This window comes from Pseudomonas sp. HB05 (assembly GCF_016756915.1).
In the GTDB taxonomy this organism is placed as follows: Bacteria; Pseudomonadota; Gammaproteobacteria; order Pseudomonadales; family Pseudomonadaceae; genus Aquipseudomonas; species Aquipseudomonas alvandae.
In genome coordinates, this window is the sequence record NZ_JAESPG010000012.1 from 124,834 (window position 1) to 150,316 (window position 25,483).

The following is a 25,483-nucleotide window of genomic DNA, read 5'->3' on the forward strand; positions in this document are numbered from 1 at the left end:
TACAACAATGGCAAAAATCGTCGACATCAAAGGTCGTGAAGTTCTCGACTCCCGTGGCAACCCCACTGTCGAAGCGGACGTGCTTCTCGACAACGGCATCATCGGCAGCGCCTGTGCGCCGTCCGGTGCTTCCACTGGCTCGCGCGAAGCGCTGGAGCTGCGTGATGGCGACAAGAGCCGTTACCTGGGCAAGGGCGTGCTGAAGGCCGTCGCCAACATCAACGGTCCGATCCGTGACCTGTTGCTGGGCAAGGACCCTGCCGACCAGAAAGCCCTCGATCACGCCATGATCAAGCTCGACGGTACCGAAAACAAAGCCACCCTGGGCGCCAACGCGATCCTCGCCGTGTCCCTGGCCGCCGCCAAGGCCGCTGCCCAGGACCAGGACCTGCCGCTGTACGCGCACATCGCCAACCTCAACGGTACGCCGGGCGTGTACTCGATGCCGGTACCAATGATGAACATCATCAACGGCGGCGAGCATGCCGATAACAACGTCGACATCCAGGAATTCATGGTGCAGCCGGTGGGTGCCAAGACCTTCTCCGAAGGCCTGCGCATGGGCACCGAGATTTTCCATCACCTCAAGGCCGTGCTGAAGGCCCGTGGCCTGAGCACCGCCGTTGGCGACGAAGGCGGTTTCGCACCGAACCTGGCGTCCAACGAAGATGCACTGAAAGTGATCTCCGAAGCCGTGGCCAACGCTGGCTACAAGCTGGGCACCGACGTGACCCTGGCTCTGGACTGCGCCGCCAGTGAGTTCTTCGAAGACGGCAAATACAACCTGTCTGGCGAAGGCCAGGTGTTCACCGCCGAAGGTTTCGCCGATTACCTCAAGGGCTTGACCGAACGCTACCCGATCATCTCCATCGAAGACGGCCTGGACGAGTCCGACTGGGCGGGCTGGAAAATCCTCACCGACAAGATCGGCGAGAAAACCCAGCTGGTGGGCGACGACCTGTTCGTGACCAACACCAAGATCCTGAAAGAAGGCATCGACAAGAAGATCGCCAACTCGATCCTGATCAAGTTCAACCAGATCGGCACCCTGACCGAAACCCTGGAAGCCATCCAGATGGCCAAGGCCGCCGGTTATACCGCCGTAATCTCCCACCGCTCGGGTGAAACCGAAGACTCGACCATTGCCGACCTGGCCGTGGGCACCGCGGCGGGCCAGATCAAGACCGGTTCGCTGTGCCGCTCCGACCGCGTTTCCAAGTACAACCAACTGCTGCGCATCGAAGAGCAGTTGAACGGCAAGGCCAAGTACAACGGTCGCGCCGAGTTTCGCGGTTAAGCTGTAAATGATAAAAAGACAGCGGATTGCGTCGCAAAGGTCGCCAAGGTGGCGGTTTTGCCTCTAATCTGATGCCTTATCAAGCACAAGCCTGGATCTTCCAGGCTTCGTGCTATCAGACGCTTCAAAGTTTGGCATGGCGGTCTTTTTTCACTGGATACCTGATATTCGATGCGCAGTCCCAATTGGTTGTTTCTCGTCTTGCTCTTGTTGCTGGCCGGCCTGCAGTACCGCCTTTGGGTGGGTAATGGCAGCTTGGCGCAGGTGGCCGAGTTGACTCAGCAAATTGCCGACCAGCACGCCGAAAACGAGGCATTGCTGGAGCGTAACCGAGTGATGGACGCCGAAGTGATGGAACTGAAAAAAGGCATGGAGACCGTCGAAGAGCGGGCTCGCCATGAATTGGGCATGGTGAAAGAGGGCGAAACCCTCTATCAACTGGCCCAATGAGCATTCGTTTACCGGCCTTTTGGGCCGTGATTCCGGCCGCGGGCGTTGGTGCTCGCATGGCCGCGGACCGTCCCAAGCAATACCTGCAGTTGGGCGGACGCACAATTCTCGAACACAGCCTTGGCTGTTTCCTCGATCACCCGACCGTCAAAGGCGTGGTGGTCAGCGTGGCATCTGACGATCCCTATTGGCCGTCACTGGCCTGTGCCAGCGATCCGCGTATCCAGCGTGTGGATGGCGGTGAGCAGCGTTCGGGTTCGGTGCTTAATGCGTTGCTGCACCTTCACGAGCAGGGCGCCGACGATTTCGATTGGGTGCTGGTACACGACGCCGCGCGGCCGAACCTGGCCCGGGACGATCTTGATAACTTGCTCCATGAGCTGGCGAACGATCCGGTCGGCGGCCTGCTGGGTGTGCCGGCGCGCGATACCCTCAAGCGCGTCGACAAGCATGGCCGCGTGCTGGAAACGGTCGATCGCAGCGTGGTCTGGCAAGCCTACACGCCGCAGATGTTCCGTCTAGGCGCCTTGCATCGAGCCCTGGCCGACAGCCTGGTGGCGGATGCAGTGATTACCGACGAAGCGTCCGCCATGGAATGGGCGGGGCAGGCGCCTCGGTTGATCGAAGGGCGAGCGGATAACATCAAGGTTACCCGGCCGGAAGACCTGGAGTGGCTGCGCCAGCGGTGGGCGAATCGGCGTTAAGCTGGATCTGTTTCCTCGTTGGATCGTCATTGTCTGGGCCGGCGCCAGCGCGCGCAAGCTCGCTCCCACATTGGACCGGTGTGAAACTGGACTATCATTCGACGACAACCCCTGTGGGAGCGAGCTTGCTCGCGATGGCGTCACCCGAGGCAACGAAGAACTCCGATTAACCCCGATATTCAGGCCGCTCAGCCAACCCATCCTTCAAAAAATCCACTAACTTGCGCACTTTCGGCGACAGATGCCGTTGCTGCGGGTACAACGCCCACACCGCCGTATTCGGTGGCTGATGAGCCTCCAGCAGCGAAATCAACGCACCGCTGTTCAAATGCTCCAGCACGTAATAGTCCGGCAACTGGCACAAACCCACGCCTTGCAGCGCCGCATCAAGCACTGCCTGCCCACTGTTACAGCGCCAGTTTCCCTGTACTCGCTGGGAAAATTCCCGCCCGTTCTGCTCCAGTTGCCACATGTCGGAACTGCCGATCAGGCAGTTGTGGCGGCTCAGTTCCGACAAGCTGTGGGGGCGACCATAACGTTCCAGGTAGGAGGGCGAAGCGCAAAGGTACATGCGTCGCGGTGCCAGGCGTGCGGCGACCAAGCGTGAGTCCTGCAGGCGGCCGAGGCGAATCGCCAGGTCCAGGCCTTCGTGGACGAGGTCCAACTGGCGATTGCTCAATTCTATGTCCACCCGCAATTGCGGATATAGGCCCATGAATCGCGTCACCAACGGCACGATAAACCGTTCGCCGTAAGCCACGGCACAGGTCATGCGCAGCATGCCCTTGGGCTCGCTGGTCAGGTCGCCGACGGCCCGCAGTGCTTCCTCGCGTCCATCCTGGAGGCGCTGGCAGTGCTGCAAAAAGATTTGCCCGGCTTCGGTCAACGTCACACGGCGGGTGCTGCGGTAGAGCAGTCGTGTCTGTAGACGCTCTTCAAGCCGTACGATTTGTCGGCTGATATGGGAAGACGAAACCCCGAGCCGTTCCGCGGCGGCGGTGAATTGGCTGCATTCGGCCACGGCCACAAACTCGTCGATACCTTCCCAGCGGTTATCCGACATGGAGGATTATCCCTGTATGGCAATAATGTTTTGCTTTTAGCCGGATTATTCATCGTCTGGTGGCGGATTACACTCCTTGTCTCGTTTTTATTTGCTGGAGTATCCGGATGATCAAGTCACGCGCCGCCGTTGCCTTCGAGGCCAAGAAACCCCTGGAAATCGTCGAGGTCGACGTGGCCATGCCCAAGGCGGGCGAAGTGCTGTTGCGCGTGGTGGCTTCCGGTGTCTGCCACACCGATGCCTACACCCTGTCGGGCGCCGACCCGGAAGGGATTTTTCCGTCGATCCTCGGCCACGAAGGCGGCGCCATTGTCGAGGCCATCGGCGAAGGCGTGACGTCGGTGGCGGTGGGCGACCATGTGATTCCGCTGTACACGCCGGAGTGCGGCCAGTGCAAATTCTGCAAGTCGGGCAAGACCAACCTCTGCCAGGCTATTCGCGCCACCCAGGGCAAAGGCTTGATGCCGGACGGTACGTCGCGCTTTTCCTACAAGGGCGAGACGATTTTCCACTACATGGGCACCTCGACGTTCTCTGAGTACACCGTGCTGCCGGAAATCTCCGTTGCGAAGATTCCAAAAGAAGCGCCGCTGGAAAAGGTCTGCCTGCTGGGTTGTGGCGTCACCACGGGTATCGGCGCTGTGCTGAACACCGCCAAGGTCAAGCCGGGTGACACTGTGGCGATCTTCGGCCTGGGCGGCATCGGCCTTTCGGCCGTGATTGGCGCCGTGAAGGCCAAGGCCGCGCGCATCATCGCCATCGACATCAACCCGGCCAAATTCGAAATCGCCAAACAGCTGGGCGCCACTGATTGCGTCAACCCGAAAGACTTCGACCGTCCGATCCAGGAAGTCATCGTCGACATGACGGACGGCGGCGTGGACTTTTCCTTCGAATGCATCGGCAATGTCCAGTTGATGCGTGCCGCGCTGGAGTGCTGCCACAAGGGCTGGGGCGAGTCGGTGATCATCGGCGTGGCCGGGGCCGGCCAGGAGATTGCCACCCGTCCATTCCAACTGGTGACCGGGCGCGTCTGGCGTGGTTCGGCGTTTGGCGGCGTGCGCGGTCGCACTGAGTTGCCGAGCTATGTGGACATGGCCGAAAAGGGCGAGATTCCGCTGGACACTTTCATCACCCACACCATGGGCCTGGAAGACATCAACAAGGCGTTCGACCTGATGCACGAAGGCAAGAGCATCCGTACCGTTATCCATTTCTGAGGTCGGTCATGAGTCTGGAAAACATCTCTTGCCAGAAAAGCTTCGGCGGCTGGCATAAGCGTTACCGGCACCGTTCCGAAGTGCTCGGTTGTGACATGGTGTTTGCCGTGTACCTGCCGCCGCAAGCCGAGCAGGGCGGCAAGCTTCCGGTGCTGTATTGGCTGTCCGGGCTGACCTGCACCGACGAGAACTTCATGCAAAAGGCCGGTGCCCAGCGCATGGCCGCCGAGCTGGGGCTGATCATCGTCGCGCCCGACACCAGCCCCCGTGGCGCCGACGTGCCGGGCGATCCGGACGGTGCGTGGGACTTCGGCCTGGGGGCGGGGTTCTATCTGAACGCCACGCAGGATCCTTGGGCGCGGCACTATCGGATGCATGACTACGTCGTGCAGGAATTGCCGACATTGGTCGAAGCGCATTTCCCGGCTTCGGATAAACGTGGCATCAGCGGTCATTCCATGGGCGGTCATGGCGCACTTGTGTGCGCCTTGCGCAACCCTGGGCGTTACCGTTCGGTGTCGGCCTTTTCGCCGATCAACAATCCGATGGACTGCCCATGGGGGCAGAAAGCGTTTTCTCGCTACCTTGGGGAAGATCGCTCGAAATGGCGCGAGTGGGATGCGTGCGCGTTGATCGCCGAGGCGGGCGAAAAGCTGCCGCTGCTGGTGGACCAGGGCGATCGCGATGACTTCCTCGCCAACCAACTCAAGCCCGAGGCCTTGCAGCAAGCGGCGAAAGCGGCCGGCCATCCATTGGAACTGCGCCTGCAACCGGGCTATGACCACAGCTATTTCTTCATCGCCAGTTTCATCGGTGAACACTTACAACATCATGCACGCGCTCTAAACGCCTAATGCAGGTAGAATCACGCCCTGACAAAAATCGGGGCGTTTTTTTATGCGTATTGGCCACGGCTACGATGTTCACCGTTTCACTGAAGGCGACTTCATTACTCTGGGCGGCGTGCGGATCGCACACGGCTTCGGGCTGCTCGCGCATTCTGACGGTGATGTCCTGCTGCACGCCTTGAGCGACGCACTGCTCGGCGCGGCTGCCTTGGGCGATATCGGCAAGCACTTCCCCGACACCGACCCGCAATTCAAGGGTGCCGACAGCCGCGTGCTGCTGCGCCATGTGGTTTCGTTGATCCACGCCAAGGGCTGGAAAGTCGGCAACGTCGATAACACCATTGTTGCCCAAGCCCCCAAAATGGCTCCGCACATCGAAGCGATGCGCCAGTTGATTGCCGAGGATCTCCAAGTTGAGCTGGACCAAGTGAACGTGAAAGCCACCACTACCGAGAAGCTTGGCTTTGTCGGTCGCGAAGAAGGTATTGCCGTCCATTCCGTTGCCTTGTTGCTGCGCCCATGACCGAATTGGAACTGTTGGGGCCACGGGCCCATGGTGAGTCGTTGGGCAGCGCGGTACTCAAGGCCAGCGCTGAGGATTTCCAGGTCGATGAAGTGCTCGACATCCCGTTGACCGGCGACGGCGAGCATCTCTGGATCTGGGTGGAAAAACGTGGCTTGAACACCGAAGAGGCTGCCCGGCGTATCGCCAAGGCCGCCGGCGTGCCACTGCGTACCGTCAGCTACGCCGGGCTCAAGGATCGTCAGGCACTGACCCGTCAGTGGTTCAGCGTGCAATTGCCCGGCAAGGCTGATCCGGATTTGTCGGCGGCAGAGAACGACACCTTGAAAATCCTCAAGACCGCTCGCCACCGGCGCAAGCTGCAGCGCGGCGCACACTCGGCCAACGGCTTTACCTTGCGCCTGACCCAGTTCAAAGGCGACAAGGACGCCATCGACGCGCGTCTGCAGCAGATTGTGCAAGAGGGGATCCCCAATTATTTCGGCGCCCAGCGCTTTGGCCACGATGGCGGAAACGTGGTCGATGCCCGCGCCTGGGCTGCACGCAAGGCTTTGCCGGAACAGCGCAACGTACGTTCGCGGCTGTTGTCGACGGCGCGCAGCTTCCTGTTCAACAAAGTGCTGGCGGCCCGGGTGGCCGACGGTACCTGGCAACAAGCCCGGGTAGGCGACTTGCTGGCATTCACCGACAGCCGTAGCTTCTTTCCGGCCGGGGAGGCCGAATGCAGCGATCCGCGCCTGGCGATTCTCGACCTGCATCCCACTGGACCGCAGTGGGGCGAGGGACCTTCGCCCGCCGCCGGAGATATTTTCGAGCTGGAACAGGCGGTTGCCCAAGGCGAGGCTGACCTTCGAGATTGGTTGATAAACGCGGGAATGAGTCACGAACGTCGCATCCTGCGACTGCCCATTGGCGGGCTGTCGTGGCATTATCCCGAGCCTGACATTCTGCAACTGGAATTCGTCCTGCCGGCCGGATGCTTCGCCACTGTCTTGGTGCGCGAACTCGTCGATCTGGTGCCGGTGGGGCAGACGGACAGCCCATGCGTATTCTGATTTCTAACGACGACGGGGTGACAGCGCCCGGCCTTGCCGCGCTTTATGCTGCGCTGGCGGATTTTGCCGAGTGCGTGGTGATCGCCCCGGACCAGGACAAAAGCGGCGCCAGCAGCTCGCTGACGCTCGACCGTCCGCTGCACCCGTGCTATCTGGACAACGGCTTCATCAGTCTCAACGGTACGCCAACCGATTGCGTACACCTTGGCCTGAACGGCCTGTTGGAGCGCGAGCCGGACATGGTGGTCTCAGGTATAAATCTGGGGGCCAACCTGGGCGACGATGTGCTGTATTCAGGCACGGTCGCCGCAGCCTTGGAAGGTCGTTTCCTGAACCAGACGTCCTTTGCCTTTTCGTTTGTTTCACGGCAGGTCGACAACTTGCCCACCGCCGCCTACTTTGCCCGCAAACTGGTAGAGGCCCACGGTGAACTGGACCTGCCGCCGCGCACGGTACTGAACGTGAACATTCCGAACTTGCCGCTCGATCACATTCGTGGCATCCAGCTCACTCGCCTGGGCCACCGTGCCCGCGCCGCCAAGCCGATGCATGTCGTCGACCCGCGCGGCAAGGCTGGCTACTGGATCGCCGCGGCCGGCGACGCCGAAGATGGCGGGCCCGGCACGGACTTCCATGCCGTGATGCAAGGCTATGTCTCGATCACGCCCTTGCAGCTCGATCGAACCTTCAACGAAGCCTTCAGGCATCTTGATGGCTGGCTGGAGGGGCTGCACTGATGGCGCGTGAACAAGACGATATGCTGCGCCGAGGCATCGGCATGACCTCCCAGCGCACGCGGGAGCGATTGATCCAGCGGCTTTACGAAGAAGGCCTGTCCAACGCCCAGGTCCTGGAAGTGATCCGACGCACGCCACGGCATTTGTTCGTCGATGAGGCCCTGGCCCATCGCGCTTACGAAGACACCGCATTGCCGATTGGCCACAACCAGACCATTTCCCAGCCTTATATGGTCGCTCGCATGAGCGAGTTGCTGCTGGAGGCGGGGTCGCTGGACAAAGTGCTGGAGATCGGCACGGGCTCGGGCTACCAGACCGCAGTGTTGTCGCAGTTGGTCGAGCGGGTGTTCTCCGTGGAGCGGATCAAGGTGCTGCAGGATCGCGCCAAGGAACGCCTGGTGGAATTGAACCTGCGCAACGTGGTATTTCGCTGGGGCGATGGGTGGGAAGGTTGGCCGGCCCTGGCGCCTTATAACGGCATCATCGTGACGGCGGTCGCTACCGACGTACCCCAGGCCTTGCTGGATCAGCTCGCTCCCGGTGGGCGACTGGTCATTCCGGTGGGCTCGGGCGAAGTCCAGCAATTGATGTTGATCGTGCGCGAAGAACACGGCTTCTCGCGACACGTCCTTGGAGCGGTGCGTTTCGTGCCGCTGCTCAATGGGCCGTTGGCCTGAGCATTTATAACCGGGCGCTGAATTCCGCGGCCCGTGCTGTGTCTTACAGCTGCACGGATCAGTCCAGCGCCGAATTGCCAAACGGCGTTCAACAGCGTCGAGCAAACGTGTGCGGCGGTGCCTCGAGCTTCCTTTATAGAAGCACGGTATCGGCCAGCCACGGGGCAACATGTCTGCCTGGACAGGCAGTTTTCAATATCTTCAGCCACCACAAAGGGAGCGGCGGGTGAGTCTCACAGTCATTGCGCAGCGTATGGGTATCACGAGCTTTAAGCGCCTGGTGACTGGCCTTTTCTTGAGTACCTTGCTGGTCGGTTGTTCCAGTACGCCTTCGGGTAACGTCCGGGTGGTCGATCGCAACAACGCGACACCGCAACGGCCTACAGTCACGACCGGCCAGTATGTAGTCCGTCGCGGCGATACGTTGTTTTCCATCGCTTTTCGCTACGGCTGGGACTACAAAGCCCTCGCGGCTCGGAACAACATTCCTGCGCCTTATACGATTCACCCAGGTCAGACAATTCGCTTTGACGGTCGCAGCGGTTCAACGCCAACGGCGGTCGTCACGCAGTCGGGTTCGACCCCTTCGTCCTCGAGCAAAACCACCGTTATTCGTCGTCCGGCCACTGCTGGAACGGCGACTGTACCGTCCGTCGCGAACAAACCGGCACCCGCTCCGATGCCTCCGGCAGGCCCCGCCCCGACTGGCTGGGGATGGCCTTCTAATGGCGTTCTCATTGGAAAATTCTCTTCAAACGGTAGTTTGAATAAAGGAATTGATATCGCCGGGGATTTGGGACAGCCTGTTTTTGCCGCGTCTGATGGCACGGTTGTGTACGCCGGGAGTGGTTTGAGGGGCTACGGCGAACTCGTGATCATCAAACACAGCGATACCTACGTCAGTGCCTACGGTCACAACCGCAGGCTGTTGGTTCGGGAGGGGCAGCAGGTCAAGGTCGGGCAGACAATTGCCGAAATGGGATCGACGGGTACAGACCGGGTGAAACTGCATTTTGAGATTCGCCGACAAGGTAAGCCTGTAGATCCGCTGCAATTCCTGCCACGTCGTTGATTTGCATGTCAGCCTGTTCCGTCACGTAGAGGGAACAGGCTCCAGCGTTGCCAAGGATAAAGGCGTCGCTCGAGCTTGAGGTCGAACTCACCAAAGGACTATAACAATGGCTCTCAGTAAAGAAGTGCCGGAGTTTGACATCGACGATGAGGTTCTCCTGATGGAGACCGGCATCGCTATGGATTCGATGTCGAATGATGAAGGGGCGACTCCACCTTCCGTTCGTGCCAAATCCAAACACTCCGCTTCACTTAAACAACATAAGTACATCGATTACACCCGGGCGCTGGACGCCACTCAGTTGTACCTCAACGAAATCGGTTTCTCGCCGCTGCTCTCCCCCGAGGAAGAAGTTCATTTTGCGCGGTTGTCGCAAAGTGGCGACCCGGCCGGTCGAAAACGCATGATTGAAAGCAACCTGCGCCTGGTGGTGAAAATCGCCCGACGCTACGTCAACCGTGGGCTTTCGCTGCTGGACCTGATCGAAGAGGGCAACCTGGGACTGATTCGCGCGGTCGAGAAATTCGACCCCGAGCGCGGCTTCCGTTTCTCGACCTATGCGACCTGGTGGATTCGCCAGACCATCGAACGGGCGATCATGAACCAGACCCGGACCATCCGGCTGCCGATCCATGTGGTCAAGGAGCTGAATGTCTACCTGCGGGCTGCCCGTGAACTGACCCAGAAGCTCGACCACGAACCTTCCCCCGAAGAGATCGCCAACCTGTTGGAAAAACCGGTGGGCGAGGTCAAGCGCATGCTGGGGCTGAACGAGCGAGTTTCCTCGGTGGACGTTTCCCTGGGGCCAGACTCGGATAAGACCTTGCTGGATACCCTTACCGACGATCGCCCGACTGACCCGTGCGAGTTGCTCCAGGATGACGATCTGTCCCAGAGCATCGACCAGTGGCTTTCGGAGCTGACCGACAAGCAACGGGAAGTGGTGATTCGCCGCTTCGGCTTGCGCGGGCATGAAAGCAGCACGCTGGAGGATGTCGGGCTGGAGATTGGGTTGACCCGTGAGCGGGTCAGGCAGATCCAGGTTGAAGGCCTCAAGCGTCTTCGGGAGATTCTGGAGAAGAATGGCCTGTCGAGCGAGTCGTTGTTTCAGTAACACTCAGCAAGCGCAGGAGAGAAAGCCCCGACCGGTTCGGGGCTTTTGCGTTTCTGGGTAAGTGTGATCTTTCGGTCGTACCCATTTTGTAGTTTCAGTTTGTAAGCCTTTGCCTAGTGTTGCGTAAGCGATCGGTTTCCCGTCGCCGGGATAGACCGCTATAAACGCTGTGATATTTTTATATCTGACTGATTTATAAAGAAAATTATCTGATGAAGTTAGTGTGACAAAGTCAGCCACCTGTATCAGCCGCGTTGCACTCTCCTCGGAAAACACTAATATCAGTCCTGTGTCGACGGACAGACACACCCGTCATGGACGATGGGAACGGAAGGACATCGCAGGACGCGATTCATCAGGACGATGAAAAGGATTAAAGGGATTAGGGAAAAAATGTGGGCGGGTCAAACCGCCCCTTTTTTATGCCTGCGATTTGGATCCAAGCAGCAAAAAGGCCCGCAACGGGCCTTTTGGTGACGCCGGAAAGATCAGCGCTCGAGGTCTGCGATCTTGCCAGTCTTGCCGTCCCACTCTTCGGCGTCCGGCAGGGCGTCTTTCTTCTCGGTGATGTTCGGCCAGATGTCCGCCAGTTCAGCGTTCAGCTCGATGAAGTTCTCCATGCCGGCCGGCACTTCGTCTTCCGAGAAAATGGCATTCGCCGGGCATTCCGGTTCACACAGCGCGCAGTCGATGCACTCGTCCGGGTGAATGACCAGGAAGTTCGGCCCTTCGTAAAAGCAGTCCACCGGACACACTTCTACGCAGTCGGTGTACTTGCACTTGATGCAGTTGTCGGTGACGACGAAGGTCATTTCTAATTTCTCCTCAGGCGGCTGCGGCGAACCCCCTTCACGGTGGGGGTCGCGGGGTTTGGGAGCGATAGTCTGCAAACCCAGGCTAATAGGCAGCAGCATCCCAAACCGCGCGCGATTCTAACAGCTTGAAAGCCTGTGTGTTAGATCCGTGTCTTCAATGTATAAAGCAATTCGAGTGCACGGCGTGGTGTCAGGTCATCCAGATCGAGCTTGGCCAGTTCATCGAGCACCGGATGCGGCAGGCTGGCGAACAGATCGCTTTGCTGCGGCGCGGCCGGTTTGCCTTTGGTCGGGCGCGGTGCTTCGTGGGGCAGGCTGGTGGTTTCCAGGCGGCTCAGGTGCTCGCGGGCGCGGCTGATCACGTCGCTTGGCACGCCGGCCAACTGCGCCACCGCCAATCCGTAGCTCTGACTCGCCGGGCCGGGCAGGACATGGTGCAGGAACACAATGCGTTCGTTGTGCTCGGTGGCGTTGAGGTGCACGTTGGCCACCAGCGGTTGGCTCTCCGGCAGCACCGTCAATTCGAAGTAGTGCGTGGCGAACAGCGTGTAGGCCCGCAACTGGGCGAGACGTTCTGCCGCAGCCCAAGCCAGGGACAAGCCGTCGAAGGTGCTGGTGCCGCGACCGACTTCGTCCATCAGCACCAGGCTGCGCTCGGTGGCGTTGTGCAGGATGTTCGCGGTTTCACTCATTTCCACCATGAACGTCGAACGACCACCGGCCAAGTCATCGCTGGAGCCGATCCGGGTGAAGATGCGGTCTACCAACGACAATTCGCAGCTGGCCGCCGGGACGAAGCTACCGATGTGGGCCAGCAGCACGATCAACGCGGTCTGGCGCATGTAGGTGGATTTACCGCCCATGTTCGGACCGGTGATCACCAGCATGCGCGTATTGTCGTCCAGGCTCAGGTCGTTGGCCACGAACGGCGTTGTCAAGACTTGCTCGACCACCGGGTGACGACCCTGGCTGATGCGCATGCACGGCTCGCTGACGAAGCGCGGGCAGTTGAGGTCCAGGTTGAGCGCGCGTTCGGCCAGGTTGCTCAGCACGTCCAGTTCCGCCAGGGCGGCGGCGGTGTCCTGCAACGGCGGCAGTTGGCTGATCAGGTCTTCAAGCAGCGCTTCGTAGAGCATCTTTTCCCGGGCCAGGGCGCGGCTCTTGGCCGACAGCGCCTTGTCTTCGAACGCCTTGAGCTCGGGGGTGATGAAACGCTCGGCGCCCTTGAGGGTCTGGCGGCGAATGTAGTCGGCTGGGGCTTGCTCGGCCTGCTTGCTCGGCAGTTCGATGAAATAGCCGTGGATGCGGTTGTAGCCGACCTTGAGGTTGGCCAGGCCGGTACGGGCTTTTTCCCGGGCTTCGAGGTCGATCAGGAACTGGCCGGCGTTCTCGCTCAGCGATTGCAACTCGTCGAGCTCGGCGTCGTAGCCGGTTTTCAGCACGCCACCGTCACGGATCACCGCGGGCGGGTTGTCGATAATGGCTTTTTCCAGCAGCGCGGCCAGCTCCGGGTAGGTGCTGGTGATGCGCGCCAGTTGTTGCAGGTGCGGCGCTTCGAGGTCGGTCATTGCGACTTGCAGTTCGGGCAACGCGCCGAGAGCATCGCGCAGGCGCGCCAAGTCGCGGGGACGGGCGTTGCGCAGGCCGATACGAGCGAGGATCCGCTCGATGTCGCCGATTTCCTTGAGCTGCGGTTGCAATTGTTCGAAGCGATAACGGTCCAGCAGGCAGGTAATGGAGGACTGGCGCGCTGTCAGTACTGTCAGGTCCCGCAGCGGACGGTTCAACCAGCGGGTCAGCAGACGGCTGCCCATGGCGGTCTGGCAGCGATCGACCACCGATTGCAAGGTGTTGTCGCGCCCACCGGCCAGGTTGGTGTCCAGCTCCAGGTTGCGTCGGCTCGCGCCGTCCAGCACCACCGTGTCATCCAGGCGTTCGTGACGCAGGCTGCGCAAGTGGGGCAGGGCGGTGCGCTGGGTTTCCTTGGCGTAGGCCAGCAGGCAACCGGCCGCGCCGATGGCCAGGGTCAGGTTCTCGCAACCGAAGCCCTTCAGGTCCTGGGTGGAAAACTGCTGGCAGAGACTTTTCAGCGCCGAGTCGCGCTCGAAATCCCACGGCGCCCGCCGACGTACGCCACGGCGTTTTTCCGCCGGCAGGTCCTTGGGCCAATCATCAGGAATCAACAGCTCCACCGGGTTGACCCGCTCCAGCTCCGCCAGCAGGTTTTCCCAGCCCTTGATTTCCAGCACCGAGAAATTGCCGCTGGTGATGTCCAGCACGGCCAGGCCAAACAGCCGCTCGTCGCCCAAGACCGCGGCAATGAGGTTGTCCCGGCGCTCGTCCAGCAAGGCTTCGTCACTGACCGTACCCGGGGTGATGATCCGCACGACTTGGCGTTCCACTGGGCCTTTGCTGGTGGCCGGGTCGCCGACTTGTTCGCAGATCACCACGGACTCGCCAAGCTTGACCAGTTTCGCCAGGTAACCTTCCGCTGCGTGGTAAGGAATCCCACACATCGGAATCGCCATGCCCGCCGACTGCCCACGCGCCGTCAGGGTGATGTCCAGCAGCTTGGCGGCCTTCTTCGCGTCCTCGTAGAAGATCTCGTAGAAGTCGCCCATGCGGTAGAACATCAGCTGATCGGGGTGCTGGTTCTTCAGGCGCCAGTATTGCTGCATCATCGGCGTGTGGGAGGACAGGTCGTTCACGGCTGTATTCATGGGTGTCAGGCAAAGCTCGTTGAAGTGTGTAGGCAAAAGGAGGGGCATTGGCCCGGCTTTTCCGCGATGGGCGCAAGGTTAACATGGGCGGTCTGGTGCTACCCAGGGATGAGTGCTTCGATGTTGGTGAAGCTGGGCTTCTGCCTTCCGATATCGCTTCTACATGCGGCGCAGAAATATGCCTGAGGTATGAAACCAGGCAACAAAAAGCCCGACACATGGTCGGGCTTCGTTTCAGTCTTGGCATCAGGCTCGTTTCGCCTCGGCCTGCATCATGACTAGGTTTTGCTGCTTGGTAGCCTCCGTCAAAACCTCGCTATAAACACGCTTCTTTTGGTCCGATTTCGCGTTACGAATAAAATCGGCGAAGGTGCTCTTGGTTCCTTTGGACAAGCCAAGCTTGATCGAAATCATAGGTGCCCTCCTGATGGTGCTCCGAGCATGGCCTCTAGGTCCGCCCGCGTGTGTTGCTCAGGGATATGGTAGTCAATCTTATCGACACCAGCCTTGTAAAGTCGTCCCGAATTGTCGATATGTTTGAGCAACAGATCTACATGGACATCACCTTGATACTCTAGCTTAAGCGCGTTCACGACGTCACGTGCCGCGAAGTATTGCTGGATGAAATGCTCTTTGTGAATCCTCCTACCCTCGGCCGCCTCACGAGCGTTGACGAACCCCCAGGCAAGCACAGGCGATTGATAGACATACAAAATTTGTATGAATCGGCCTTTTTTCAATGAGCGGTCGACGTTCCGTCTTGCAACATCTATGTTGGAAAACGTCCCGTCAAGGATAAACGATTGCCTTTGATCCAATGCGAAATCGAGGATTTTGTCGACCAGAATCGAAACCCCACCCTGAAAAAGCCACGAATTTGTTCCCGCATAAGCTGGAAACTCACTTCGCAGCTCATCAGCATCTATCCGTAGGATGGCGGTATCCGCAAAGAGATTCACCAAAGCTATTGAGGCCTCGGTTTTACCTGCGCCAGGGGAACCCGCCATGAAAACTGATACCGGCGCTTCTTCTGGCGGATAAAGCTCCTTATTTGTAAGTCGTTTTGCGATTGCTTTTTTATTGGATCGAGCGAAGCGCAATGCGTATTCATAAACGGTTCGATCTGCTAAAGCCACTTCCTGATTGCGAGTGTTGGCATCCTCCGTCATTAATCAAATCCTTTTTAATATTCCTGTGTTTGACCCGGACTCAAGCGACCTATTAGTGTCCAGTGCTGTCCATGATGGAAGTCGGTGAAGCGGTGGCGAGGGAGCCTGCTTCTGCTTGAGTGCGGAGTGCACACAAAAAAGGAGGGCTCCCAAGCCCAGCGGAGCGAACTCCCCCAACAAGCTCTTCGTTTTCTTGAGTGAACACTATGGCTATACATACGGCCATTTATGTTTCTGCTTAATGGGACTTGTTTACCTCACCTCAACCACATCCAACGCCCGATTCGCCAACAACTGGCTCAGCTCGATCATCTGTTGAACCCCCAGCAAGATATTCCGTCGCGAGCCCTTCAGGTCGAATGCCAGGTCGCTGACCATGGCGTTGGCCGAGGCCAGGGTTTCGCTGAGGTTGGCGAGCAGGCATTCGGCGTCGATGTTGGGGCGATGATGAAAAGGGTGTCGGGTGTGTCAGCGGTTTCTTTGTCGGTTTTCGGCTTGAGGTAGTAGTCCAGGGCGCGGGTGGCCGCGTCGTCGAGTTTCTTGGCGTTGGCCGATTGGGTGCGGGAGACGTGTTCGTTAGGGGGATTCGGTGTGTGCTTCGGCATTCTATGGATCCTTGAGGTTGAGCCACCACTCACTCGCGACTAAACGAGGGGGCGGCAGCTGTACGCAGGTTAGTCGACCGGGGATCCAAGGAACCGGCGCGCCCGAGGGCGCCCTGCGCACAGCTACCATCAAATGCAGGAGTAGGGATACCTGACTGAAGGGAGCAATGAGCACCTTGGAATACCGAGCGACTAAACCCGATCACTGATAGGCAGTGACGAGATCAAAAGTACCGATGGGATCCAAGGCGCACAAGCCGGCGGATTCTGGCGTAGTTGTAGGCAGAGGCGCAAGTTGACGTAGCCTTGTGTTGCGCATCTGAAGGACGGCTATGAAGCTTTTCCCAAAGGTTTGTAGGACGAATTCCGTGGCGAGGGATGAGTGCGAAGCGCTCATAAAAAAAGGGTCTGCTGCGCAGCCCAGCGGGAGCAAGCTCCCTCGCCACAAATGCATCTAACCAAGCTTCGTGAGGTGTATTAACGATTTATGCAAATCAGCATTTGTCTTCCGCGAAAAGAACAAGCATTATGCGCGTTATGCAAAAACGCAACGTTTCTACCGTATTAAGAGCATTGCTCGATCAGCACGGGATCTCCCCCACGGAGCTTCACCGGCGTACCGGCGTGCCTCAGTCCACCCTCTCGCGGATCCTCAGCGGCAAGATCGTCGATCCTTCGGATAAACACATCTCGAAGATCGCCGAATATTTCGCCGTGAGCACCGACCAGTTGCGCGGGCGCGCCGATGTTGTGCCCGCCGGCAACAGCCGCCGCGACGAGCCGCATTCTGAACTCAAGGACATAAGCCTTTGGGACGACGACACGCCCGTCGAGGAAGACGAGGTGTCCGTTCCTTTTCTGCGTGAGGTTGAATTGGCTGCTGGATCAGGAAGATTCGTCATTGAGGAAAGCGAGCGCTCCAGCCTGCGTTTCGGCAAGCGCAGCCTGCGCCACAACGGCGTGCAGTTCGACCAGGCCAAATGCGTGACGGTACGCGGCAACAGCATGTTGCCAGTGCTGCGCGACGGCGCCACGGTTGGGGTGAATGCCGGTAAATGCGGGATCGGCGACATCGTCGACGGTGACCTCTACGCCATCAACCACAACGGCCAACTGCGGGTGAAGCAGCTTTATCGCCTGCCCACCGGCATCCGCCTGCGCAGCTTCAACCGCGATGAGCATCCGGATGAGGACTACACCTTCCAGGAAATGCAGGACGAGCAGATCGTCATCCTCGGTCACGTCTTCTGGTGGGGCATGTACGCCCGCTAACCCTTCCGCTGTCAGATAAAACCCGCCGTCGTGCGGGTTTTTTTTTCGCCTCCTGAAAACCCGAAACCACCGTGCCCACAAGGCCTTCATGCATTTGCGCATTTCATGTGCATAAATAAATGCATTTATGCATTGACTGTATATGCATCCATGCATATTCTGTGTCCAAGCCGCTCGACAAAGCGGCTGGCAACGAAGCTCTTTAGTTCCACCAACAGGCAGCGATGAACCGGCCTTAACGGTTCAAAGGGTTGGCAACTGGCCCGGGTGTGCAGCGTAAAGCACCAGAAGCAGTTATCCGGCGGGCAGGGACCGCGGCCGGAGGAACAATTTGAATGGATCCGTACCGCGCCAGTCGCGCCGAAAGATCAAGCGCATTACTGAAAAGCCTGGGCGACCGGGCTTTTTGGAATGCCTGTGCCGTGAGGTGCTTCAAACAGGCAGGGCATTTCCATGCGCTCATCCGTGAAACCAAGGAGATGCCCAGATAAAAAAGTGATTTAAAAAACTTACCTATCTAAAAGGATGTAACTGATGAAAACCTTTTTCAGTGTGCTGGTCGTAGCTGTCCTGGCCTTCCAGTCCCTTAACGCAAGTGCTGAAACCTCTCCTGTCGGTTCCTGGCAATTCGCCTACTACCATGTTCCGGGCGGTGGTTTTTATGCCAACCAAACGATCTGTTTCAAAGCAGACAATACCTGGTACTCGAGTTCGCAGGCTGGCTGGAAGGGCGCATGGTTCCAGAACGGGGACGATCTCCAATGGAATGGGAGTGTGCCAATGCCGGGTGCAGGGAGCGCCAACAATCTCGCGACCATTGCCATGGGTAAGTTAGCTGTCGCTGGTTCGATGTCGGGTAACTACGCGGAATGGGCCGCACCCAGTGCGCTACCGCTGTCTTGGGACAGGCACTACACCTACACCATGGCTTACAAAGGCGCGACTTGCGCTGCGCCAAAGTGATGACAGCCCTGAATTACCTAGACAAAGCTTGAACGCCGCTCCTAGCAACCTAATGCGTTGCACCGACCCACATCTCATTCAACCTCACACAACTTACCCGCCCAAACTAAATCACCCCAGGAAACGAGACATGACAAACGAGCAACAAGCGTTGCTGGACATGCCGATCTGGCTGGTCATCGTGCTCGCCCTGGTGGGCGGGGTGACTGGCGAGATGTGGCGTGCCGATAAAGAGGGCGCCCGTGGTTGGTCGCTGCTGCGTCGCCTGGCGCTGCGTTCCGGTGCCTGCATGATCTGTGGCGTCTCGGCGATCATGCTGTTGTACGCCATGGGCCTGTCGATCTGGGCTGCGGGCGCCTTCGGTTGCCTGACGGCCATGGCCGGCGCGGATGTGGCCATCGGGCTTTACGAACGCTGGGCCGCCAAGCGGATGGGCGTGAGTGAACTGCCGCCGCGCGATTCCCGTTCCGACCCACATTGATCCCTTGCTGGTGATCTTCGTGCCGCCATGAATAAAGGAGGCCTTGATGCCTGCCGTCCTCGAAAAACCATCGCAACTGTTCTTCGCCATTGCCCAGACGCTGCGCGCCATTTATCCCGCCTTGAAAGTCGGCAGTCCCCAGGAGTTCGACGGCACCGACGATCAACCCTGGGTGCTGATCGCCATTGAGCGCGATGCCCCCGGCCAGCGTGCCAACGACGGGCGTATCGCCCATGTCCTGACGGTTTCCCTGCAAGTGGTCATGGCCGTTCCAGGATGGGACGCCTGCGACTTGGCCGCAGAGCTGAAGCATCTGGTCATGGATAACCGCTGGGGGCTGTCCGGCGATCAATGCGATCTGCCGACGGAGCTCGATAGCCTCCCGTCCACGTTCATCCACCCGGCGCGGCAATACACCGCCTGGACCCTTTCCTTCAGCCAGACCCTGTACCTCGGGCCGACGCTGTTGGATGACCCGCTCGGTATTGCGAAGTTTGCCCGCACCTGGGAAGTTTCGAACATCGACGACCCGGACCAATACACCGCACTCGAGGGATGAGCCATGTTTGATGCGCTGTTACGGATGCATCTGGGGCCGATCATCGAACGTCTGGCGCAGATGGAAACCGAATTGGAAGACTTGCATCGACGTGCGGAGAGTTTCTGCCGCATCGGCATTTGCCAGGAAGTCGACGCGGCCAGCAATACCTGCAAAGTCAGCCATGGCGGGCTGCTGACGCCGGCGATCCGCTTCTTCAACCCGAGCGCCGGCGCCCAGAGCGAGTCGCGGATTCCGTCCGTGGGCGAGCAATGCCTGTTGCTGAACCATGGCGGCGGCGACGGCGGTGGCCAAGCGGTCGCCTTGTTCGGCCTTAACGGCGGTCAGTTTCCGCCCGTCTCGACCCAGGCTTCGCTGACGCGTCGCCTCTATCAGGACGGCACGGAAAACGGCTACGACCACGCCAGCCATGTCCTGCACTGGCAGAACGGCCCGGCGGCGTTCAGCGGTTCCCGCGAATCCCTCCGGTTGAGCATTGGCCCATCAAGCCTGGTGATGACGCCGCAAACCATCGAACTAAAACTGGGCGCCGTCGGCATTCGCCTCGATGCCGCCGGTGTGCACCTGAGCGGCCCGGTGGTGGATCACCAGGGGCGCGTCATCAGTACCGCATAAAGGATTTCCCATGATTGGAATCGATCGCAACACCGGCGCGACGGTCGACGACTGGCTGCAATTTGTGCAGCGCGCCACCCGCGCACTTACCACGCCGTTAGGCACTCGCCAGAAGCGTCCGTTGTATGGCTGCGCATTGACCGAGTTGCTCGGGCAGAACCTCGGCGACGACCTGCTGATCCTCGCCCAGAGCCACGCGGCCCAAGCGTTCTACAACCCCCATAACGGCATCGATGATTTCGAGCCGCAGGTCATCGTCGCCAATCGACAAGGCGCCGGCTTGCTGTTGCGTTTCGCCGGCACCTGGAAAAACCGCAAGCAGACGTTCGAGGTGGTGACATGAGCATGCTGATTCCTGGCCAGAACCAACTGGCCGAACCGGCCATCGTCACCGTCGACGCGTTCGAGGATTTGCTCGCCGAGTTCAAGACCTTCGTGGTCGAGTACGTCGCCGCACGCTCTCCCGCCAGCGCCGCCAAGCTGGTGGACAGCCTCGAGAACGAAAGCGAACTGCTGACCCTGGCCCTCGAGGCGTTCTGCGTCCGGCTGCAAACCCACGAACGCAAATACAACGCCCGCATCAAGCAGATGTTGGCGTGGTGGGCCACCGGCACCAACCTCGACGCTCGCCTCGCGGACATGGGGCTCGAACGCCAGTTGCTCGACCCGGGCGACCCGGCCGCGTTCCCGCCCATCGCCCCGGTCTACGAGAGCGATGACGATGCGCGGCTGCGCTATTATCTGGCGCCCCACGCTCCGGCGGCGGGTTCGCGCATGCAATATCGGCGGGAGATTTTCACCCTGGGGCAACGTCCCGTGGTGAAAGTCGAGAACGCCTCGGCGGGTGTGGTGACGGTCACGTACACCTTCGACCCGGACAGCTACGCCGGGCAGATCAAGGACGGCAACGGACGCCGCACCGCGCCCGGCGAAGTCACGGTCACGGTGTTGTCCCGCGACGGCGATGGAACGCCATCCGAAACGTTGCTCGACCGCGTCCGCGAGCATTTCGCCCGGCCGGATGTACGGCCGGAAACCGATCGGGTCATCGTCCAACCCGCGCAAATCAAGAACTACAAGATCCGCGTCGTGGCGAAGATCAATCCCGGGCCGGACTCAGGCCTGACCCAGGTTGCCGCCCAGCAGCAACTGCAGGAATACGCCGAGGCCTGCCATCGCCTGGAAGGTCGCGTGGACCCGAGCTGGATCGACTACACGCTGCACAGCGCCGGCGCGGTTCAGCTGCAGATTCTCGAACCGCTTGCGCCGATTGTGACGAGTGCTTCCCAGGCCCCGTACTGCACGGGCGTCGAGGTTGAGGTGGACACGTTATGAGTGACGACACACCTCGCCCGGGCCTGTTGCCGGTCAACAGCTCACCGTTGGAACGGGCGCTGGATCTTGGGTTTGCCCAATTGCTGGAGCGCATCGATCCGCCGTTTCCGGAGTTGATGAATCCGCAGGAAACGCCTTTGGCGTTCCTGCCGTATCTGGCGGCGGATAGAGGGGTCGGCGAATGGGACGCGGAGGCCAATGAACCGGAAAAACGCTTGACCGTTTCGTTGTCCTGGCAGATCCAGCGGCGGGCCGGCACGCGTCAGGCGCTGAATCATGCCGTCGAGTCTATGGGTTTCACGCCTCAGGTCACTGCCTGGTATGAGCAACAGCCTCTTGCTCATCCCTACACCTTTGATGTGCAAGCGGCCATCGGCCACAGCTGGTGGAGCGGCGATCACAATCGCTTGATACGGCGAATCAATGCCGCCAAGAGCGAACGCGACCAGGCCACCTTCACCTTTGTACATCACACGAAGGGCAGTTTGATGCTGGCGGCAGCCGGAGACGAGGCCATTAGCGAAGGGGAACTGTTCCTAGACGGAGCGTTGCCATCCATTGACCTAGATATACGGCTTGTCAGCACCGGCTTTTTCCAACCCTACACCATTAACGATTACGACCTCAGGGCGCAGCCATGACAGAAGATATTACGCGCTTGGTTCGCTTCACTTCCGCCGGCCTGGCCGAAGTGTTACAGGCGAAAAACCAAGGCTTGAAAGGTGAGATCACTCACATCGGGGCCGGCACCGCCCGCTACGATCCCAATGGATCGGAAACGGCGCTTCGTAATGAAAGACAACGTGTGCCAATCGTGGATTACGAAGACTTGGATCCAGGGCAACTGCGAATGGCTGCTCTGTTTGAAGGGCCGGATGAATATGAAATTGGCGAGTTCGGTTTCTATCTTTCCACGGGCACGCTGTTGGCGGTGTATTCGGTGGCTGGAAAGCTGCTGACCTACAAAGCCGCTGCCGCGCGAGTATTGCAAAAGTTCACGCTGGATATTTCACCGTTGCCTGCGCAAAGCGTCACGGTGGTGGTCGGGTCCGACAACCTGAACATTCTATTAAGTGAAGAAATCGCCACATTGGCTACCGCCAATATCGACAACATGGCGCGGCACGTTGGTCTGATGTTTCGAGTGATGGCGCTCGAAGCTAAATAATCAAATAGCACAAGGAGTCTGAATGTGAGTCTGGAAACCACTATCGCGTCGCTGGTATCAGCGGCCAACAACTTGACCACGACGGTCAATGGAAAAATTGGCACTATCAATACGACCATGGCCACGGCGTTGACGCAGTTCAACGAATGGCGAAGCCAGAAGGATGTAGAAGGGGATCCAAGCGCCCTGGGCACGATTCGTCGCAACGTATTGCAGGGACACGTCTACGGGACTGGCGGCGTCTATGGTGCAACGGCGCAAGGTGATTTCGTCTCCACCAACCTGGGCGCCAGCGCCAACGTGTACATGCATTTCAAAGTGCCGCTTAACATCAATGTTCATTCGGAGATGTTCTGGTTCAACATCAAGGGGTACAGCTACGGCACAGCCAAAATAATCGACGAAACGTTGGTGGGGTATTGCTATCAGCCCACTCGAGTTCTGCAAAACGCTTCGACGTTTGGAAACATGACCCCTTCTGTCTATGTCGATACAAACGGCAATATTGTCATGCGCATTCTCATTCCAAACATTTATTACACCACCGTGCGCATTGACACCATGCGTGTGGGCAATGGTCGGTTGTTCAACCTTGGGGATTTGGTCACCAGGTTGTCGCTGGCCGAAACCGTTGTTTTCAGCTAAGGAACGAACATGTCTGATCTGTCCAACAATGACATACCCGAAATTCCACTTGCCGTACCATCGCCTGAAATCGAGTGGGCCGCCATTCGCACGCGCCGTAATCAACTGTTGCGAGACACGGATTTCACTCAATTACCAGACTTCCCCGCAACAGGAACCCAGCTTGCCGAGATCAAGGCTTATCGCCAGGCCTTGCGAGACATCCCCGAAACGGACGCGGAGCCGTCCAGGCTGCTCTGGCCCGTGTTGCCAGATTTCGTCAAGTAAACCACGACCGCGAGAGCGGTTTTTTTTCGCCCGCATTGAGCCCCTCTATGGGGCTTTTGTGTTTTCGCATCTGGGGGGACCGTAGATGCCCATTCGTAAGCAATACACCGTGCTACTGCCATTTCCTACCGGCGGCGGCCATTGGTCGAGCGTCGGCCAGACATTGGGCCTGTTGGATGTCGAGGCCAGCGCTCTGCGCAGTGCCGGTCGCCTCGAACTGACCAGCGTCCTGAATACGCAGGAGCCGGCTGCTGACACGCAAGCTACCCCAATCACCAAGGCCCTAAAGGCCACCACCAAAAAGGCTGAATAACCATGGCTGAGGTTTTGAACTTCGAGCACAACGGCATCACCGTCAATGCCACTGAATCCCCGGAGGCCATGGGTGGCCTGGGGGACAACGTCATCGGGTTGGTCGGCACCGCGCCAAATGCCAACCCGCTGATTCCGAAAAATACCCCGTTCCGCATCAACAGCTTCACCACCCAGGCCCAGTTGGACCCGACCGGTGCCGAGGCGGGGACGTTGTTCCACGCGGTCTACCAGATTCTCAAGGTGGTCAAGGTGCCGGTCTATGTGGTCATCGTCGAAGAAGGCGCGACTCTGGCCGACACGCAGAACAATGTGATCGGCGGCATCGAGGCACAGACCGGGCGCAAGTTGGGCCTGGCCGCATTGAGTGGCGTGGCGGAAGACCTGACCATCATCGGCGCGCCGGGCTTCACCGGCACCAAGGCCGTGGCCGGAGAGTTCGCGTCGTTCGGCAAGCGCATCAAGGCCCGTGTGGTGCTGGATGGCAAGGACGCCTCGGTCGCTGATCAAGTGACCTATAGCCAGGAACTGGGCGGCGCCGACCTCGGTTTCGATCGTTGCCTGGTGGTGCACAACATGCCGGCGGTGTATTCCAAGGCCGCGAAGAAAAACGTCTTCCTGGCCCCGTCGAGCCTGGCCATTGCCGCGCTCGCCAAGGTCAAGCAGTGGGAGAGCCCGGGCAACCAGGTGACCTTCGCCGAGGACGTTTCGCGCACTGTCGAATACAACATTCTCGACACCTCCACCGAAGGCGATCTGCTCAACCGCTACGGCGTCAGCTACTACGCCCGCACCATCCTCGGCGGCTTCTCGCTGCTGGGCAACCGCTCCATCACCGGCAAGTTCATCAGCTACGTCGGCCTGGAAGATGCCATCAGCCGCAAGCTGGTGAAGGCCGGCCAGAAAGCCATGGCCAAGAACCTGACCAAGTCGTTCATGGACCAGGAGGTCAAGCGCATCAACGACTGGCTGCAAACCCTGGTCGCCGACGAAACCATCCCTGGCGGCAGCGTGTACCTGCATCCGGAACTGAACAGCGTCGAGAAGTACAAGAACGGCACCTGGTACGTGGTCATCGACTACGGCCGCTACGCGCCGAACGAACACATGATTTATCAACTCAATGCCCGCGATGAAATCATCGAGCAGTTCCTGGAGGACGTTCTCTAATGTTTACCAACCGCGTAAGACAGGCCATCGCGGCCACCCTGCAAGGCCTGCCACTGTCGGCGACCGTGGAAGAATTCACGCCGCCGAAGATCGAATTCGAAATGGAAGAGATGCGTGGCGGCCGCTTCATCGGCGAGGAAATGGCCAAGGGCGGCAAGGTGCTGACGGCCAAGCTGGTGCTGCAAGGCGTCGGGCCGGAAATCATGTTGGCCCTGGGCGTGAGCGTCGGCGACGACATTCTGCTGAACGTGCGTGAAGCGGGCCAGGATCAGGACGGCAACACCTGGTTCACCTACCACACGGTGGGCGGCAAGTTGAAATCCCTCGACGAAGCCGCGTTGAAGATGAACGAGAAGCCCACCACGACCCTCGAGCTGTCCTGCCGCACCTACAACCGCCTGGAAAACGGCGTCCCGGTGATCGACATCGACGTGCGCACCCAGAAGTTCGTGCTCAACGGCGTCGACATTCTTGGCGATGCCCGTCGTGCGGTGTTGCTGCCTTAAACAAACCAGCCGGCTAGACACTGTCCCTGTGGGAGCGGGCTTGCTCGCGAAGAGGCCATCAGCTTCAACAGCAATGTTGACTGACACACCGCTTTCGCGAGCAAGCCCGCTCCCACAGGTG

General features: G+C 59.3%; 30 protein-coding genes and 1 pseudogene. 25 read left to right on the forward strand and 6 right to left on the reverse strand.

Going from position 1 to position 25,483, the window contains the following annotated elements; translation table 11 throughout:
- Positions 1-7: 7 nt before the first annotated feature.
- From eno to ispD, 3 genes are all read left to right on the forward strand, one after another.
- A complete protein-coding gene (eno, locus tag JMN22_RS13760) occupies positions 8-1,297 on the forward strand; it encodes a phosphopyruvate hydratase (RefSeq protein WP_030139475.1) in 1,290 nt (429 codons plus the stop codon).
- Between the two features lie 171 nt (positions 1,298-1,468).
- A complete protein-coding gene (gene ftsB, locus JMN22_RS13765) occupies positions 1,469-1,747 on the forward strand; it encodes a cell division protein FtsB (protein WP_030139474.1) in 279 nt (92 codons plus the stop codon).
- Complete coding sequence (gene ispD, locus JMN22_RS13770; RefSeq protein ID WP_198796350.1) at positions 1,744-2,451, forward strand: 2-C-methyl-D-erythritol 4-phosphate cytidylyltransferase; 708 nt, start codon at positions 1,744-1,746, stop codon at positions 2,449-2,451. The genes ftsB and ispD overlap by 4 nt, the downstream gene beginning before the upstream one ends.
- Before the next feature lie 166 nt (positions 2,452-2,617).
- Here the strand turns inward: ispD and JMN22_RS13775 are convergent, their stop codons facing one another.
- Positions 2,618-3,514, reverse strand: coding sequence for a LysR substrate-binding domain-containing protein (locus tag JMN22_RS13775; protein WP_198796351.1), 897 nt, complete (start codon positions 3,512-3,514; stop codon positions 2,618-2,620).
- Between the two features lie 107 nt (positions 3,515-3,621).
- Between JMN22_RS13775 and JMN22_RS13780 the strand changes: the two genes are divergently transcribed.
- The 8 genes from JMN22_RS13780 to rpoS all read left to right on the forward strand — a co-directional run bounded on the left by JMN22_RS13780 (position 3,622) and on the right by rpoS (position 10,760).
- On the forward strand, positions 3,622-4,734 hold the full coding sequence (locus JMN22_RS13780; protein WP_030139471.1) for an S-(hydroxymethyl)glutathione dehydrogenase/class III alcohol dehydrogenase: 1,113 nt from the start codon (positions 3,622-3,624) through the stop codon (positions 4,732-4,734).
- A gap of 8 nt (positions 4,735-4,742) precedes the next feature.
- A complete protein-coding gene (gene fghA / locus JMN22_RS13785; protein WP_198796352.1) occupies positions 4,743-5,588 on the forward strand; it encodes an S-formylglutathione hydrolase in 846 nt (281 codons plus the stop codon).
- 43 nt (positions 5,589-5,631) lie between these two features.
- Positions 5,632-6,105, forward strand: coding sequence for a 2-C-methyl-D-erythritol 2,4-cyclodiphosphate synthase (gene ispF, locus JMN22_RS13790; RefSeq protein ID WP_030139469.1), 474 nt, complete (start codon positions 5,632-5,634; stop codon positions 6,103-6,105).
- Entirely contained in the window at positions 6,102-7,160 is a 1,059-nt protein-coding gene (gene truD / locus JMN22_RS13795; protein WP_198796353.1) for a tRNA pseudouridine(13) synthase TruD, read from the forward strand. Before ispF ends, truD begins: the two co-directional genes overlap by 4 nt.
- Positions 7,148-7,897 (forward strand): 5'/3'-nucleotidase SurE, encoded by a 750-nt coding sequence (gene surE / locus JMN22_RS13800; protein WP_030139467.1) that lies wholly within the window; start codon positions 7,148-7,150, stop codon positions 7,895-7,897. The genes truD and surE overlap by 13 nt, the downstream gene beginning before the upstream one ends.
- A 41-nt stretch (positions 7,898-7,938) precedes the next feature.
- Positions 7,939-8,574 carry a protein-L-isoaspartate(D-aspartate) O-methyltransferase gene (locus JMN22_RS13805; RefSeq protein ID WP_198796386.1) on the forward strand — a complete coding sequence of 212 codons (636 nt, stop codon included), beginning with the start codon at positions 7,939-7,941 and terminating at the stop codon, positions 8,572-8,574.
- 226 nt (positions 8,575-8,800) lie between these two features.
- Complete coding sequence (locus JMN22_RS13810) at positions 8,801-9,646, forward strand: peptidoglycan DD-metalloendopeptidase family protein (RefSeq protein WP_198796354.1); 846 nt, start codon at positions 8,801-8,803, stop codon at positions 9,644-9,646.
- A 106-nt stretch (positions 9,647-9,752) separates the two neighbouring features.
- The gene (rpoS, locus tag JMN22_RS13815) at positions 9,753-10,760 is read left to right on the forward strand and encodes an RNA polymerase sigma factor RpoS (RefSeq protein ID WP_003198289.1); all 1,008 of its coding nucleotides are present in this window, start codon (positions 9,753-9,755) and stop codon (positions 10,758-10,760) included.
- Between the two features lie 488 nt (positions 10,761-11,248).
- Here rpoS and fdxA read toward each other — a convergent pair whose 3' ends face one another.
- The 5 genes and pseudogenes from fdxA to JMN22_RS13840 form a co-directional block, all read right to left on the reverse strand.
- On the reverse strand, positions 11,249-11,572 hold the full coding sequence (fdxA, locus tag JMN22_RS13820; protein ID WP_030139464.1) for a ferredoxin FdxA: 324 nt from the start codon (positions 11,570-11,572) through the stop codon (positions 11,249-11,251).
- Between the two features lie 143 nt (positions 11,573-11,715).
- The gene (mutS, locus tag JMN22_RS13825) at positions 11,716-14,283 is read right to left on the reverse strand and encodes a DNA mismatch repair protein MutS (RefSeq protein WP_198796355.1); all 2,568 of its coding nucleotides are present in this window, start codon (positions 14,281-14,283) and stop codon (positions 11,716-11,718) included.
- 258 nt (positions 14,284-14,541) lie between these two features.
- Positions 14,542-14,709, reverse strand: a complete 168-nt coding sequence (locus JMN22_RS13830) for a hypothetical protein (RefSeq protein WP_186611217.1) — start codon at positions 14,707-14,709, stop codon at positions 14,542-14,544.
- Entirely contained in the window at positions 14,706-15,464 is a 759-nt protein-coding gene (locus tag JMN22_RS13835; protein WP_198796356.1) for a zeta toxin family protein, read from the reverse strand. The genes JMN22_RS13830 and JMN22_RS13835 overlap by 4 nt, the downstream gene beginning before the upstream one ends.
- A 252-nt stretch (positions 15,465-15,716) precedes the next feature.
- Positions 15,717-16,069 (reverse strand): annotated as a pseudogene (locus tag JMN22_RS13840) (DUF6124 family protein).
- Positions 16,070-16,606: 537 nt separating this feature from the next.
- Here JMN22_RS13840 and JMN22_RS13845 point away from each other — a divergent pair.
- The 14 genes from JMN22_RS13845 (at position 16,607) to JMN22_RS13910 (ending at position 25,362) form a co-directional block, all read left to right on the forward strand.
- Positions 16,607-17,341, forward strand: a complete 735-nt coding sequence (locus JMN22_RS13845) for a LexA family transcriptional regulator (RefSeq protein ID WP_030139461.1) — start codon at positions 16,607-16,609, stop codon at positions 17,339-17,341.
- Positions 17,342-17,875: 534 nt separating this feature from the next.
- A complete protein-coding gene (locus tag JMN22_RS13850; protein WP_030139460.1) occupies positions 17,876-18,304 on the forward strand; it encodes a hypothetical protein in 429 nt (142 codons plus the stop codon).
- Between the two features lie 130 nt (positions 18,305-18,434).
- The gene (locus tag JMN22_RS13855; protein ID WP_030139459.1) at positions 18,435-18,785 is read left to right on the forward strand and encodes a phage holin family protein; all 351 of its coding nucleotides are present in this window, start codon (positions 18,435-18,437) and stop codon (positions 18,783-18,785) included.
- Between the two features lie 46 nt (positions 18,786-18,831).
- The gene (locus tag JMN22_RS13860) at positions 18,832-19,344 is read left to right on the forward strand and encodes a hypothetical protein (RefSeq protein ID WP_030139458.1); all 513 of its coding nucleotides are present in this window, start codon (positions 18,832-18,834) and stop codon (positions 19,342-19,344) included.
- Positions 19,345-19,347: 3 nt separating this feature from the next.
- Positions 19,348-19,959 (forward strand): phage baseplate assembly protein V, encoded by a 612-nt coding sequence (locus tag JMN22_RS13865; RefSeq protein ID WP_030139457.1) that lies wholly within the window; start codon positions 19,348-19,350, stop codon positions 19,957-19,959.
- A gap of 10 nt (positions 19,960-19,969) precedes the next feature.
- The gene (locus JMN22_RS13870) at positions 19,970-20,302 is read left to right on the forward strand and encodes a phage baseplate protein (protein ID WP_030139456.1); all 333 of its coding nucleotides are present in this window, start codon (positions 19,970-19,972) and stop codon (positions 20,300-20,302) included.
- Entirely contained in the window at positions 20,299-21,294 is a 996-nt protein-coding gene (locus tag JMN22_RS13875) for a baseplate J/gp47 family protein (protein WP_030139455.1), read from the forward strand. Before JMN22_RS13870 ends, JMN22_RS13875 begins: the two co-directional genes overlap by 4 nt.
- Positions 21,291-21,935, forward strand: a complete 645-nt coding sequence (locus tag JMN22_RS13880; RefSeq protein WP_198796357.1) for a phage tail protein I — start codon at positions 21,291-21,293, stop codon at positions 21,933-21,935. Before JMN22_RS13875 ends, JMN22_RS13880 begins: the two co-directional genes overlap by 4 nt.
- Positions 21,932-22,462: a hypothetical protein gene (locus JMN22_RS13885; protein WP_198796358.1), complete on the forward strand. Its 531-nt coding sequence runs from the start codon at positions 21,932-21,934 to the stop codon at positions 22,460-22,462. Before JMN22_RS13880 ends, JMN22_RS13885 begins: the two co-directional genes overlap by 4 nt.
- A 24-nt stretch (positions 22,463-22,486) precedes the next feature.
- On the forward strand, positions 22,487-23,107 hold the full coding sequence (locus tag JMN22_RS13890; protein ID WP_198796359.1) for a hypothetical protein: 621 nt from the start codon (positions 22,487-22,489) through the stop codon (positions 23,105-23,107).
- Between the two features lie 9 nt (positions 23,108-23,116).
- Positions 23,117-23,374 (forward strand): tail fiber assembly protein, encoded by a 258-nt coding sequence (locus tag JMN22_RS13895; protein ID WP_198796360.1) that lies wholly within the window; start codon positions 23,117-23,119, stop codon positions 23,372-23,374.
- 85 nt (positions 23,375-23,459) lie between these two features.
- Complete coding sequence (locus JMN22_RS13900; protein WP_198796361.1) at positions 23,460-23,687, forward strand: hypothetical protein; 228 nt, start codon at positions 23,460-23,462, stop codon at positions 23,685-23,687.
- A 2-nt stretch (positions 23,688-23,689) separates the two neighbouring features.
- Entirely contained in the window at positions 23,690-24,856 is a 1,167-nt protein-coding gene (locus tag JMN22_RS13905) for a tail protein (protein WP_039594427.1), read from the forward strand.
- Entirely contained in the window at positions 24,856-25,362 is a 507-nt protein-coding gene (locus tag JMN22_RS13910; protein WP_030139449.1) for a phage major tail tube protein, read from the forward strand. Before JMN22_RS13905 ends, JMN22_RS13910 begins: the two co-directional genes overlap by 1 nt.
- Positions 25,363-25,483 lie beyond the last annotated feature (121 nt).